This is a genomic window from Halococcus sp. IIIV-5B (genome assembly GCF_003602035.1).
GTDB classification, from domain to species: Archaea; Halobacteriota; Halobacteria; order Halobacteriales; family Halococcaceae; genus Halococcus; species Halococcus salsus.
Genome location: NZ_QZWE01000031.1, coordinates 26,888 through 37,980, shown reverse-complemented (window position 1 = coordinate 37,980; position 11,093 = coordinate 26,888). Strand labels below are relative to the sequence as shown.

Annotated in this window: 13 protein-coding genes; 6 read left to right on the top strand and 7 right to left on the bottom strand. The window is 67.7% G+C overall.

The genetic code is table 11. The features are described 5' to 3' along the window. A partial coding sequence (locus D3261_RS16490; RefSeq protein WP_304999782.1) for a potassium channel family protein occupies positions 1–615 on the top strand: 615 nt, incomplete at its 5' end. A gap of 585 nt (positions 616–1,200) precedes the next feature. Here the strand turns inward: D3261_RS16490 and D3261_RS16480 are convergent. Continuing rightward, a complete protein-coding gene (locus D3261_RS16480; protein WP_120074257.1) occupies positions 1,201–1,473 on the bottom strand; it encodes a hypothetical protein in 273 nt (90 codons plus the stop codon). Positions 1,474–1,562: 89 nt separating this feature from the next. On the opposite strand from D3261_RS16480, the gene D3261_RS16475 reads away from it, so the two are divergent. After that, complete coding sequence (locus tag D3261_RS16475; protein ID WP_120074255.1) at positions 1,563–2,519, top strand: succinylglutamate desuccinylase/aspartoacylase family protein; 957 nt, start codon at positions 1,563–1,565, stop codon at positions 2,517–2,519. Here the strand turns inward: D3261_RS16475 and D3261_RS16470 are convergent, their stop codons facing one another. After that, positions 2,520–3,374 (bottom strand): SDR family NAD(P)-dependent oxidoreductase, encoded by an 855-nt coding sequence (locus tag D3261_RS16470; protein WP_120074253.1) that lies wholly within the window; start codon positions 3,372–3,374, stop codon positions 2,520–2,522. Positions 3,375–3,440: 66 nt separating this feature from the next. On the opposite strand from D3261_RS16470, the gene D3261_RS20895 reads away from it, so the two are divergent. Next, complete coding sequence (locus D3261_RS20895) at positions 3,441–3,569, top strand: hypothetical protein (protein WP_255409231.1); 129 nt, start codon at positions 3,441–3,443, stop codon at positions 3,567–3,569. A 165-nt stretch (positions 3,570–3,734) separates the two neighbouring features. Here the strand turns inward: D3261_RS20895 and icd are convergent, their stop codons facing one another. Further along, entirely contained in the window at positions 3,735–4,976 is a 1,242-nt protein-coding gene (icd, locus tag D3261_RS16465; RefSeq protein WP_120074251.1) for an isocitrate dehydrogenase (NADP(+)), read from the bottom strand. A 93-nt stretch (positions 4,977–5,069) separates the two neighbouring features. Between icd and D3261_RS16460 the strand changes: the two genes are divergently transcribed. Beyond that, complete coding sequence (locus tag D3261_RS16460; RefSeq protein WP_120074249.1) at positions 5,070–5,915, top strand: isoaspartyl peptidase/L-asparaginase; 846 nt, start codon at positions 5,070–5,072, stop codon at positions 5,913–5,915. 39 nt (positions 5,916–5,954) lie between these two features. Then, positions 5,955–6,854, top strand: coding sequence for a type II methionyl aminopeptidase (gene map / locus D3261_RS16455; RefSeq protein WP_120074247.1), 900 nt, complete (start codon positions 5,955–5,957; stop codon positions 6,852–6,854). A 122-nt stretch (positions 6,855–6,976) separates the two neighbouring features. Here the strand turns inward: map and D3261_RS16450 are convergent, their stop codons facing one another. Continuing rightward, positions 6,977–7,375 (bottom strand): VOC family protein, encoded by a 399-nt coding sequence (locus D3261_RS16450; protein ID WP_120074246.1) that lies wholly within the window; start codon positions 7,373–7,375, stop codon positions 6,977–6,979. Between the two features lie 125 nt (positions 7,376–7,500). Further along, positions 7,501–8,865, bottom strand: coding sequence for an adenylosuccinate synthase (locus tag D3261_RS16445; protein WP_120074244.1), 1,365 nt, complete (start codon positions 8,863–8,865; stop codon positions 7,501–7,503). Positions 8,866–9,094: 229 nt separating this feature from the next. Here D3261_RS16445 and D3261_RS16440 point away from each other — a divergent pair, with 229 nt between their 5' ends. Continuing rightward, positions 9,095–9,394: a hypothetical protein gene (locus D3261_RS16440; RefSeq protein ID WP_120074242.1), complete on the top strand. Its 300-nt coding sequence runs from the start codon at positions 9,095–9,097 to the stop codon at positions 9,392–9,394. Position 9,395: 1 nt separating this feature from the next. Here the strand turns inward: D3261_RS16440 and D3261_RS16435 are convergent, their stop codons facing one another. Then, positions 9,396–9,971, bottom strand: a complete 576-nt coding sequence (locus D3261_RS16435; protein ID WP_120074240.1) for a GNAT family N-acetyltransferase — start codon at positions 9,969–9,971, stop codon at positions 9,396–9,398. Between the two features lie 44 nt (positions 9,972–10,015). Next, positions 10,016–10,732 (bottom strand): hypothetical protein, encoded by a 717-nt coding sequence (locus D3261_RS16430; RefSeq protein WP_120074238.1) that lies wholly within the window; start codon positions 10,730–10,732, stop codon positions 10,016–10,018. Between the last annotated feature and the right edge of the window lie 361 nt (positions 10,733–11,093).

Below are 11,093 nucleotides of genomic sequence, written 5' to 3'. Positions count from 1 at the left end.
CCCCACACCCCGGACCTCGAACGCGCGATGGACTCGGTGGTGCTGATGAAGAACATGAGCGAGCTCGCGGTGGACCTCGCCTACGGCGCGGTGCTGTTCGACAGCGAGGCCCTCGCCGAGGAGGTCCTGAACCTCGAAGCCGAAGTCGACGCGCTCCAGTCGCGGTTCGAGGCCTGGACCCTCCGGGCGGCGGGCCGGGTCGAGGACCCGGTCTCCCTGCGGGGGCTGGTCCACCTCGCCCGGAGCACCGAAGTGATCTCCGACGCCGCCCTCGAGATCAGCGAGGGTGTCCTCCGCGGGATCGCCTCGCATCCGGTGATCGCCGAGGCCGTCAGCGAGTCCGACGAGGTGCTCGTCCGCGAGCGGATCGCGGCGGGGGGCGACCTCGACGGCACGACGCTCGGGGAGGCGATGGTGAAGACCGAGACCGGGATGCGGGTGATCGCGGTCCGGCGAGCAGGCGGGGAGCGCACGGCCGACGAGCGCGACGACTGGGTGGTCTCGCCGGGGCCGAACACCGAACTCCGGGCGGAGAACGTCCTGCTGGCGAAGGGACCGCGAACCGGAGCCGAGCGGCTTCGTGAGGCCTGTGGGGAGACATCGTCGGCACAGTAGTGGGCGTGAATTTATTCGAGAGCAATGGCAAAGACCACCATATCTGTCATCCTACGAAAGCCCTCGTCGGTAGATTGCTCCGGTATAGGCATATGAACCGGCGTGCGTTTCTCTCCACTATCGTAGGGGCTACAACACTCCTTTCAGGGTGTGTGCAGAGTGCTGTCCGTGGTAATTCCGGAAGACCGAACACGACATCCGACTCGGCTGCAGCGACTGACTGGACCCGGTCGACAGATTGCAGTGGAATGCACGACAGCATCATTCGGGTCGAACGGACTCTCCCTCGGATAGCTGACGAGTACAACCCTATCGTATTCTCGAGACTGCCGTCAGGTGAACGGGCCCTCGGTCGAGCCATCATCGAAAACGGTGGAATCGGAACATGTGAGCCATCCTCCAGTTTCGATGGTCTCCTTCGGCGTGTCTCCGAGCATCAACGGAAGCAGGAACGAATGACTGTGTTCATCAAGCGGGAGCGAACGTACTACGCTCTCTACGTTGAGGTCGAGGATATGGTGATCTCGGACCAGTAAACACGTTGTTCGGCCAGAGTACCCAGCAGCTAGCGACCAAACGGGATGCTCATCCCTCGTGAGCGAGGCGGTAGGCCGACACCAACGTCAGCCCGACCGCGACGACCGCGGCGGCGGCGAGGGCGAGGGTCACGGCGAGGAGGGCGAACAGTACCGGGGAGCCACGGGTGTCGGCGGTCGGGCCGGCGAGCGCGAACACCCGATAGACGTAGGCGAGAGCCGCGAACGCGACCCCGACCGCGAGCCCGATCTTGGCGTTGCGCGCGACCGAGAGCGCCGCGAGGAACTCCGTGGTCGGGGGGCGGTCGGGTGCGTCTGCCACGGTTGGACTACCGTCGGCGGCGGCAAAATCGCGTCGGTTCGCCGTCGATATCGAACGGCTAAAGGCGGTCGAAATGTCGTGTTCGAATAATGACGAGCCTCGGAACCGCGAGCGCCGCTCCCGGCGAGGTCGACACCGGTCGGCTGTCGGTCGGCGAGAGTCGCGACGGTGCGGACGTCGGTCTCCCCGTCTGTGTTATCAACGGTGCGGACGACGGCAAGACCCTCTACATGCAGGCCGCGAGCGACGGCGACGAACTCAACGGCGTCGGCGTCATCCGACGGATCGTCCCCCAGCTCGACCCCGCCGACATCGCGGGCACGATCTTGATCGTCGGGATCGTCAATCTCCACGGCTTCCGGGTGGCCGAACACCGAAACCCGATCGACGACACCAAACTCAACCGGGCCTACCCGGGCGACAACCGCGGAACGTCCTCCGAGCGAATCGCGGCAACGACGTTCGACATCGCGACCAACGCCGACCTCGTGCTCGACCTCCACCAGGGCTCGACCAGCCGGATGATCCGCGAGACCAGGGTCCGATGTGGCCCGCGCCACCGCCTCCACGACGCGTGTCTCGACCTCGCGAAGACGTTCGGGTGTGGATACGTCCTCGACCAGAAGGGACCGGACGGCCAACTCGCCCGGGCGGGCCCCGACGAGGGCGTACCGACCATCGACCCCGAACTCGGCGGCTCGGTGGGTTTCGACGAGAAGAGCGTCGAAGTCGGCGTGCAGGGCGTGAAGAACGTCCTCCGAGAGTACGGTTTCGTGGAGGGGACGGCGAGCGCCGGGGAACAGGTCCGGGCGACCGGCTTCGAGCAGTACGGCGCGTCTGCGGGCGGATTGGTCGAGTTCCTCGTCGACCTCGGCGACCGGGTCGAGCGCGGGGACCGGTTATTCCGGATCACCGACGCGTTCGGCGGGGTGAAGGCCGAGGCGACCGCCGACGCCGCGGGCGTGTTCTGGCGTACCCGCCGGCTCCCGCAGGTCGCCACCGGCGAGTACGTCTGCTCGGTCGGGACCGACCTCGACACCTACTGATCAGTCGTAGGTCAGAGTGTAGCCGCCGTCGAACAGCAGGTCGCCGCCGTCGAGGTGTTTCGCGTGGCCCGAGAAGCCGAGCGCGAAGAGGTTCGCCACCTCGACGGGTTCCATCATCTCCTTGACTCTCGCTTCGCCGAGCATCACGTCCTCGACGACCTCGCGTTCGCTGATCCCGCGGGATCCTGAGGTGTCGGCGATCTGGTCCGTCACCAGCGGGGTCTTGACGTAGGCCGTCGAGAAGGAGAACGAGCGGATATCGCCGTCGCCCTCGGCGGCGATGGACTGGGTGAGCCCACGGAGCCCGAACTTCGCCATGTTGTAGGCCACCTTGTCGCGGGTGACGTAGTGGCCGTGGATCGAGCACATGTTCCCGACCGCGCCGGTCCCGTCACCCGCGCGCATGTGGGGCAGGCAGAGCTTCGTGAGGTAGAGCGGTGCGCGGAGCATCGCCTCCTGCATCAGGTCGTAGTCGTCCATCGAGAACTCCTCGATCGGGGCGACGGTCTGCAGGCCCGCGATGTTCGCGAGGAATCGGATCTGACCTTGTTCGGCCGCGAACTCGACGACGTGCTCGATATCGTCGTCGTCGGTGAGGTCACCGGCAACGGTGTGGATCGCGCCGTCGAGGTCCAACTCGTCGTGTTTCGCGGCGGTCTCGTCGAGGCCGTCCTCGTCGACGTCGGTCGCGACGGCCGTGAGGCCGTTGTGGGCGAGCGCGAGCGCGGTCGCCCGGCCGATCCCGGAGCCCCCGCCCGTGACGAGCGCGACGTTCTCGGGCGCGAAGGCGGGATCGTCGAGGGTCAGTACGTCGTCGGGGTCGAACTCGGCGGGTTCGGTGAGGTCGTCTGCCATGATGCTCTCGAACGAGGTTCCGAGTCGGGACGCTAAATTCCCTCGCCCGACCGGTGGGCTGTGTCGATGGGCTCAAGGCGGGGTCGGTATCCGTTGGCGGCTGCGGCCGCGCTGCGGCCCGGCGGTGCGGTTGCGGCCCGCGGTGCCGTTGCGGTGTTCTCCTGGCGGATGAAGGGCGAGGCCCGAACGGAGTGAGGGCCGAGGGCTTCGGCGGTGCTGTGCGGGGCGGTTGTGGAGGTGATGGTGATTGTACCGCGAACGAGCGCGGAGCGCGAGTGAGCGGCTCTTTTTAGTCCAGGTTTTTGCGAGGACCCTGAGCGAGCGCAGCGAGCGAACGGGGACGAGGAAAAAAGTGGGGCTTTAGATGTTGTCGACGATCTCGTCGGCGAACTCGCTGGTGGCGAGTTTCTCGCCGCCGTCGATCTGGCGGTGGATGTCGTAGGTGACCTTCTTGTTGGAGATGGCGGCCTCGACGGCGTCGTAGATCTTCTGGGCGGCGTCCTCCCAGCCCATCTGCTGGAACATGAGGCGACCCGAGAGGATCATCGCGGTCGGGTTGGCCTCGTCCTCGCCGGCGTGTTTCGGGGCGCTCCCGTGAACGGGTTCGGCGAGCACGCGGCCGTCGCCGAGGTTCGCGCCGGGGGCGATCCCGAGCCCGCCGATCTGTGCGCCGGCGGAGTCCGAGAGGTAATCCCCATTCAGGTTCGGCATCGCGAGCACGTCGTACTCCTCGGGGCGGAGGAGGAGCCACTGGAGCATCGCGTCGGCGATCCGGTCGTTGACCACGACGGTGTCCTCGGGGACGTCGCCGTCGCGCTGGTTCCAGAGGGTGTCCTCGGTGATGACCTCGTCGCCGTACTCCTCCTCGGCGACCTCGAAGCCCCAGTCGCGGAACTGCGCCTCGGTGAACTTCATGATGTTGCCCTTGTGGACCAGCGTCACCGAGTCGCGGTCGTTCTCGAGGGCGTAGTCGATCGCGCGGCGCACGAGGCGTTTGGTCCCGAACTCGGTGATGGGCTTGATGCCGATCCCGACCTCGCCCTCGTGGATGGTGTTGTCATAGCCCATCTCCTCCTCGACGAACTCACGGACCTGCTCGACCTCCTCGGTGCCCTGCTCCCACTCGATGCCGGCGTAGACGTCCTCGGTGTTCTCCCGGAAGTTGACCATGTCCATCGCGTCGGGGTCCTTGACCGGCGAGGGGACACCGTCGATGTGGTAGGTCGGTCGGACGTTGGCGTAGAGGTCGAGCCGTTTTCGGAGCGCGACGTTGAGACTGCGATAGCCCGCGCCGACGGGGGTCGTCAGCGGGCCCTTGATGCCGACGTTGAACTCGCGGAAGGCTTCGAGGGTGTCGTCCGGCAGGTTCTCGTCGTACTTCTCACGTGCGGACTCGCCGGCGTAGAGGCGCATCCAGTGGATCTCACGACCCGTCGCCTCGGCGGCCGCGCCGAGGACCTTCTGGGCGGCGGGACCGATGTCGACGCCGATACCGTCGCCGTGGATGATCGGGATGATGGGGTCGTCGGGGACATCGAACCCGTCGTCTACGGCTTCGATCTGTGAACCGTTCGTCGGGACTTCGACCCGGTCATAAGACATACCGAAGATTCAAACGGACGCGCTAAAAGGTCTGGCTTTCTCGTTCGCGCGCCGGTTCGGGACGGTTATTCGTCCACCGGGTGAACCCCAGCCGTGCAGCTCATCGTCCACGGTGGAGCCGGCGAGACGCCCGACGAACCCGACCGACGGCAGGCGGTCCTCGACGAAGCCGTCGCGGTCGGTGCCGAGGAAGCCACCCCCGTACAGGCGGTCGTGAGCGCGGTCGGCGTGCTCGAATCCGGCCCACGGTTCAACGCCGGCGTCGGCGGGGCGGTCCAGTCCGACGGGGTGGTCAGAACCGACGCCGGCCTGATGACCCACGACCGACGCGTCGGGGCGGCCTGCTCGATGCCCGGCGTCGAACACGCCGCCGCGGTCGCCCGTCTCGTGATGGACGAAACCCCGCATATCTTCGTCTCGGGCGAACACGCCGTCGGACTCGCCGACGAGTTCGGGGTCGAAATCGACGCCGACCTCACCACCGACCGAACCCGCGAGCGGTGGGCCGACGCCGATCCCCCGGCGGATCCCCGCACCCACCTCGACTGGGTTCGCGAGGAGTACGGCGGGTCGGACACGGTCGGCGCGGTCGCGGTGGACGACGGACGGGTCGCGGCCGCGACCTCAACCGGCGGGCGGTGGGCGGCGCTCGCGGGCCGCGTGGGCGACGTCCCACAGGTCGGGAGCGGTTTTTTCGCCACACCCGCCGGCGGCGCGAGCGCGACCGGTGCGGGCGAGGACATCGTCCGTGTGACGCTCACACGAGAGACCGTCCGGCAGCTCGAAGCCGGCGCGAGTCCACAGACCGCCGCCGACCGGGCGCTCGCCGAGTTCGACGAGGTGACGGGATCCACGGCGGGGCTCATCGTGCTCGACAGCGAGGGGCGGGCGGGGAGCGCGTACAACTCGGCCGCGATGCAGACGAGCACCGGACCCTGAGAACGCCAGACCTTTTGCTCGAACCGGCGTAGTCGGCGTATGAGCGACGAATCGGTGGACCTCGAAGCCGAGCAGTACGAGAAACACCGCGAAGCGGGCGCGATCCTCGCCCAGGTTCGTGAGGAGGCCGCCGAGCGCGTCGAGGTGGGGGTGTCTCACCTCGAGGTCGCCGAGTGGACCGAGGAGCGCATCCGCGAACTCGGTGGCGAGCCCGCCTTTCCGGTGAACATCTCGATCGACGAGGAGGCCGCCCACGCCTCGCCGAGCGCCGACGACGAGACCACCTTCGGCGAGGAGATGGTCAACCTCGACATCGGGGTCCACATCGACGGCTGGCTCGCCGACACCGCCGTCACGGTGGACCTCTCCGGCAATCCCGACCTCGCCGAAGCGCCCGAGCGCGCGCTCGACGCCGCGCTCGAACTCGTCGAAGCCGGTGTCGAGACGGGCACGATCGGCGCGCGGATCGAGGAAGTCATCGAGGACGCGGGCTTCAAGCCGGTCGTCAACCTGACGGGGCACGGCCTCGCGCGCTGGGAGCAGCACACCCCACCGAACATCCCGAATCGGGCGGTGAGCCAGAGCGTGACCCTCGACGTCGGCGACGTGGTCGCCGTCGAGCCCTTCGCCACCGACGGCAGCGGGAAGGTCGGCGAGGGCAACAAGGTCGAAATTTATGGACTCGACCGAGAGGGGTCGGTCCGGAACAACGACGCGCGCGCGGCGCTCGACCAGATCACCGAGGAGTTCCGGACGCTGCCGTTCGCCGCCCGGTGGCTCGACGTCGACCGCCCCGAGATGGCGCTCCGCCGGCTCGAACGCCAGAACATCGTCCACAGCTACCCCGTGCTCAAGGAAGCCGAGGGGAACCTCGTGAGCCAGAAGGAACACACCGTGATCGTCACCGAGGACGGCTGCGAGATAACCACCCAGCGCTGAGCTGACCGCTCCGGCCGACGAACGGAACCGAGGTGGTGCTCGTCGTTTCGCTGTTCGACACCCTCAACGGGGTCGCTGGGAATCGAACGGGAGCGCCCCACGATAGTCGGTGACCGAGGGAGCTACTCGGCACTAAGTGGAGGATATGCCACTTCCCACCGGTGGTCGTCGGGGTCGGCGAAGTAGCCGGAGTACCCACCCCAGAAGGTCTCCTGAGCCGGTTTCACGATACGTCCCCCCGAAGCCGCTGCCTCGTCGAGAACCGCGTCGACCTCCTCCTTCGTCGATACGTTGTGGGCGATGGTGACCCCGGAGAAACCGCCGTCGTCCGTGGCCGCCGCGTCCTCGGCGAGCAGGTCCCTCGGGTAGAGCGAGAGCCACGCGCCGTCGAGGGCGAAGAACGCGACATCGCTGTCGTCCGCTCGGTCCTGCATCGGTAACCCGAGACCGTCCCGATAGAATCGGATGGAGTCGGCGAGGTCCGATACACCGAGCGTGACGAGCGTGATCCGTGGGTCCATAGAAGGGAGAGGGGGTCGGTGACGATAAGTCGTCTCGGCGGACCGGCCGATCGACGCGAGCGGTCACGTCGTGAACGTGGGGAGAAGTCCCCACGGGGCCGACGACACCGACCGCGCTTCCCCGTCTATTCGATCGGGTTCGTGCGCACCACCGTCAGGTCCCTGTCGGGACCGATGCCGACGGCGTAGACGGGCGTGTCGAGTTCGTCGCCGAGGTAGTCGAGATACGTCCGCGCGTTCTCGGGGAGCGCGTCGTAGCCGCTTTCGGCGACCGCCTCCCAGTCGGCGTCGGGCCAGCCCTCGAACTCCCGGAGGACCGCCTCGCACTCGCTCCAGCGCTCGGTGGTCGCGGGCATCGTGCGCCGTTCCTCGCCGTCGAGGTCGTAGGCGTGGCCGACCTTCACCTCGTCGAGCCCCGCGAGGGTGTCGATGTGGTTGACCGCGAGGCCGGTGAAGCCGCTGGCGCGGGTCGCGTGGCGGAGCATCGGCATGTCGAGCCAGCCGACGCGGCGCGGTCGGCCCGTGACGGTGCCGTACTCGCCGCCCTCGTCGCGGATGTAGCTCGCGAGCTCCTCCTCGTCGTCGTCCGCGTCGCCTTCGTAGCCGGGTGTGTCGCCCTCGACGCCGGCGAGTTCGGTCGGCATCGGACCGCTCCCGACGCGGGTGAGGTAGGCCTTGACGACCCCGACGACCTCGCCGTCGCCGACGACGGACGGACCGAGTCCCGTTCCCGTCGCGGCACCGCCCGCGGTGGGGTTCGAGGAGGTCACGTAGGGGTAGTTGCCGTGGTCGATGTCGATCAGCGTCCCCTGCGCGCCCTCGAACATGACCCGCTGGTCGTCGTCGAGGCGATCGGCGAGGAACTCGCCGCCGTGGACGAGCATCCCCTCGGTTTCGAGGCGGTCGGCGTACTCGTGGTACTCCTCGTAGAGGGCGTCGACGTCGAACTCGTCGCCGACCTCGGCCCCGAAGACCTCCTCGGCGAGCGCGCGTTTCTGCGGGACGACGTACTCCAGTTTGTCCCGGAGAACGTTCGAGTCGACGAGGTCGCCGACGCGAAGGCCGCGTCGTCCCGCCTTGTCCTCGTAGGTCGGCCCGATACCGCGGCCGGTGGTGCCGACGACCTCGCCGCCTTCGTCCTTCGCCGTCTCCTCGATGCCGTCGAGGACGCGGTGATAGGGGAAGATCACGTGTGCGCGACGGGCGACCCGAACGTCCGGGTCGAGGCCGCGCTCGCGGAGCGCGTCGATCTCCTCGAACAGCGTGGCGGGGTTGACGACGCAGCCGTTGCCGAGCACGCCGGTCTTGCCGCGGACGACGCCACTCGGCACGAGCGAGAGTTTGTAGGTCTCGCCCTCGTGAACGACGGTGTGGCCGGCGTTGTCGCCGCCCTGGTACCGACAGACGACGTCGACGTGCTCGCTCCAGCGGTCGACCATCCCGCCTTTGCCCTCGTCGCCGAGCTGTGCGCCGACGATGGTGACTGTCATGCCCGAGAGTTCGCCGTTCGGGATAAACCGATTACGGTGTGTCGACGACCGTGCTCGTGGAAACCCGACCGTTGGGCGGTCCGTGTGCGGTCGCCGTAACGCGTTCGGGACACAGGCCAGAAAGTATATGACATCTGCTACCAAATCCGAACGAACGGAACGAGGGCCGGGTGCTGCCGGCGGGCGTGGCAGAACCTTTAAAACCCTCTCTCACGAGTTAACAAGTGCCATGATAGACAGACTCGAAAAAGAGGTCGATATGCTCGAACGCCACCTCCAGGTCCTGCGAATGGTGATCGAGAGCGAACCGATCGGTATCGTGAAGATGTCCAACGAAACGGGCTACCCGCATCACAAGGTCCGGTACTCGCTTCGCGTCCTCGAAGAGGAATCCCTGATAGAGCCCTCGAGCCAGGGCGCGATCACCACCGACCACACCGAGGAGTTCGTCGACGACCTCGACGGGAAGGTCGACGGGATCGTCGAGAAGCTCGACGGCATGAAGATCGGCACAGCGGCCGAGGCCTGACCTACTCCTTCTGGTTCGCCCGCCACTCCCGGCGGAGCAATCCATACTGTATCGTATCGCGGTACTCGCCGTCGACGAACCGAGCCTCGCGGCCGCGACCCTCCTGAGTGAAACCGAGCGATTCGAGCACGCCGCGCGAGGCGGCGTTGTAATCGAAGGCGTGGGCTGCAATGCTGTGGATGTCGTAGGTTCGAAAGAGGCTCTCGATAGCGAGCGCGACCGCCTCCGTCCCGTAGCCTTCACCGTGATACTCCGGCGCAAGCCAGTAGGCCAGCATCGGGCGGTCCCAGTCGACGTGGGTCGCGTTGACCACGCCGATCGGGGTGGTCTCGTCCGCCGCGGGATGGCCCGGCCCCGCCCCCTCGCTATCGAGACAGACGAGGAAGTTGGCGTGGTCGTCGCTCTCGACGAACTCCTCGAAGCCCTCCTCGACCTGGTGTTCGTTCTCGTGGCCGACCATCCCGAGCGGGTAGCGGATCGCGGGGTTGGCGTGGCCACGCTGGACGAACGCGCTGTCATCGCGTTCGATCGTCCGAAGCGTGACCCGCTCGCCGGCCTCAACGCGTGCGCCTGGCATACACGAAGGTTCGAAACCCGACACATACGCGTTCCGAAACGTGACTACGGCAAGTCGTCGAGCAACGACGTCGGGTCACAGACGGTCGATTCGGGCGCTGAGTCGGTCGCGACGGCGACGTCGGCGACGGTGTCGGCGTCGGGGAACACGACGATCGCATCGGCCATGAGCGGCGCGACGAGACCGGCGGCGACGGTGCCCGCGAGCGCGAGCGGCGCGCGGACCGCGACCGTCGTGCCGGCGTCCATGTCGGTGCGTTCGACGGCCCGTGCGGCCCCGTCGAGCAGATCGGCGTGGGTGAACGACCCGTCGGCCGTCGCAAGCACGGGGTCGTCGGGAGCCACCGCGGCCGGCGCGAGCGTCGGGTTCTGGCTCCAGACGTCGCGCTCGAAGTAGCGCGTGCCGGGGTCGTCGGGCTCGGCCCCGTAGGCGACCGGCGTGCTCCCGGGCGGGAGGTCGAATCGCCCGGTCTCGTTGGTCGGTGCGACGACCGCTCGGAGGTCGCTCTCGTCCGAGGGGTCGAATCGGACCACCGCACCGAGCGACGCCGTGGCGAGGAACGCGAGCACGGCTTCGGGGGTGCGACCGACGAGACCGACGGTGTGGCCGGCCCGAACCCCGCACTGATGGAGGAGGTTGCTCACCTTCCAGGCGTTCGTGAGGAGCCGATGGCTGTCGTACTCGCGGCCCGTTCCGTCCTCCCGAAGCGCGAGGCGGTCGTCCCGGCGCTCGCGTGCGAGGAGTCCGCGAAGGGTGTCCATGGTCGACGGTTCGAGCGGGCGGCTCAAAGTCCCGCCGACCGAGGCCGGTCGGCTGAGGGAGCCAGTGGAGAGGGGTCGATAGGTGCAGGTAGTGAAGCAGCCGATGGGTGCGGGTAGCGGAGCAGTCGGTGGTGAGACGGTCGATAGGTGCGGGTGGCGGGGCGGTTGGCGCGCGGCCTGCGCGCCGCCCGTCGGGCGGCGCGGAACGCCCGTGCGAGGGACGACCGAGCGCGCGAACGGAGTGAGCGGGCGAGGAAGTCGGCTGGGGAGGCTCGTGGCGGAGGCGGTGCGGCGGAGAAGGTGCGGCAGTCGGTCCCCGTTCGGTTCGTTGTTCGGCTCTCGACGGTGTTCCCGTGGGCAT

Bases quoted from the DNA above. Each gene is read 5' to 3' on its own strand.
- D3261_RS16440 (WP_120074242.1), top strand. From the start codon at position 9,095: ATGATAGACAGACTCGAAAAAGAGGTCGATATGCTCGAACGCCACCTC.
- map (WP_120074247.1), top strand. From the start codon at position 5,955: ATGAGCGACGAATCGGTGGACCTCGAAGCCGAGCAGTACGAGAAACAC.
- D3261_RS16475 (WP_120074255.1), top strand. From the start codon at position 1,563: ATGACGAGCCTCGGAACCGCGAGCGCCGCTCCCGGCGAGGTCGACACC.
- D3261_RS20895 (WP_255409231.1), top strand. From the start codon at position 3,441: ATGGGCTCAAGGCGGGGTCGGTATCCGTTGGCGGCTGCGGCCGCGCTG.
- icd (WP_120074251.1), bottom strand. From the start codon at position 4,976: ATGTCTTATGACCGGGTCGAAGTCCCGACGAACGGTTCACAGATCGAA.
- D3261_RS16450 (WP_120074246.1), bottom strand. From the start codon at position 7,375: ATGGACCCACGGATCACGCTCGTCACGCTCGGTGTATCGGACCTCGCC.
- D3261_RS16470 (WP_120074253.1), bottom strand. From the start codon at position 3,374: ATGGCAGACGACCTCACCGAACCCGCCGAGTTCGACCCCGACGACGTA.
- D3261_RS16435 (WP_120074240.1), bottom strand. From the start codon at position 9,971: ATGCCAGGCGCACGCGTTGAGGCCGGCGAGCGGGTCACGCTTCGGACG.
- D3261_RS16430 (WP_120074238.1), bottom strand. From the start codon at position 10,732: ATGGACACCCTTCGCGGACTCCTCGCACGCGAGCGCCGGGACGACCGC.
- D3261_RS16445 (WP_120074244.1), bottom strand. From the start codon at position 8,865: ATGACAGTCACCATCGTCGGCGCACAGCTCGGCGACGAGGGCAAAGGC.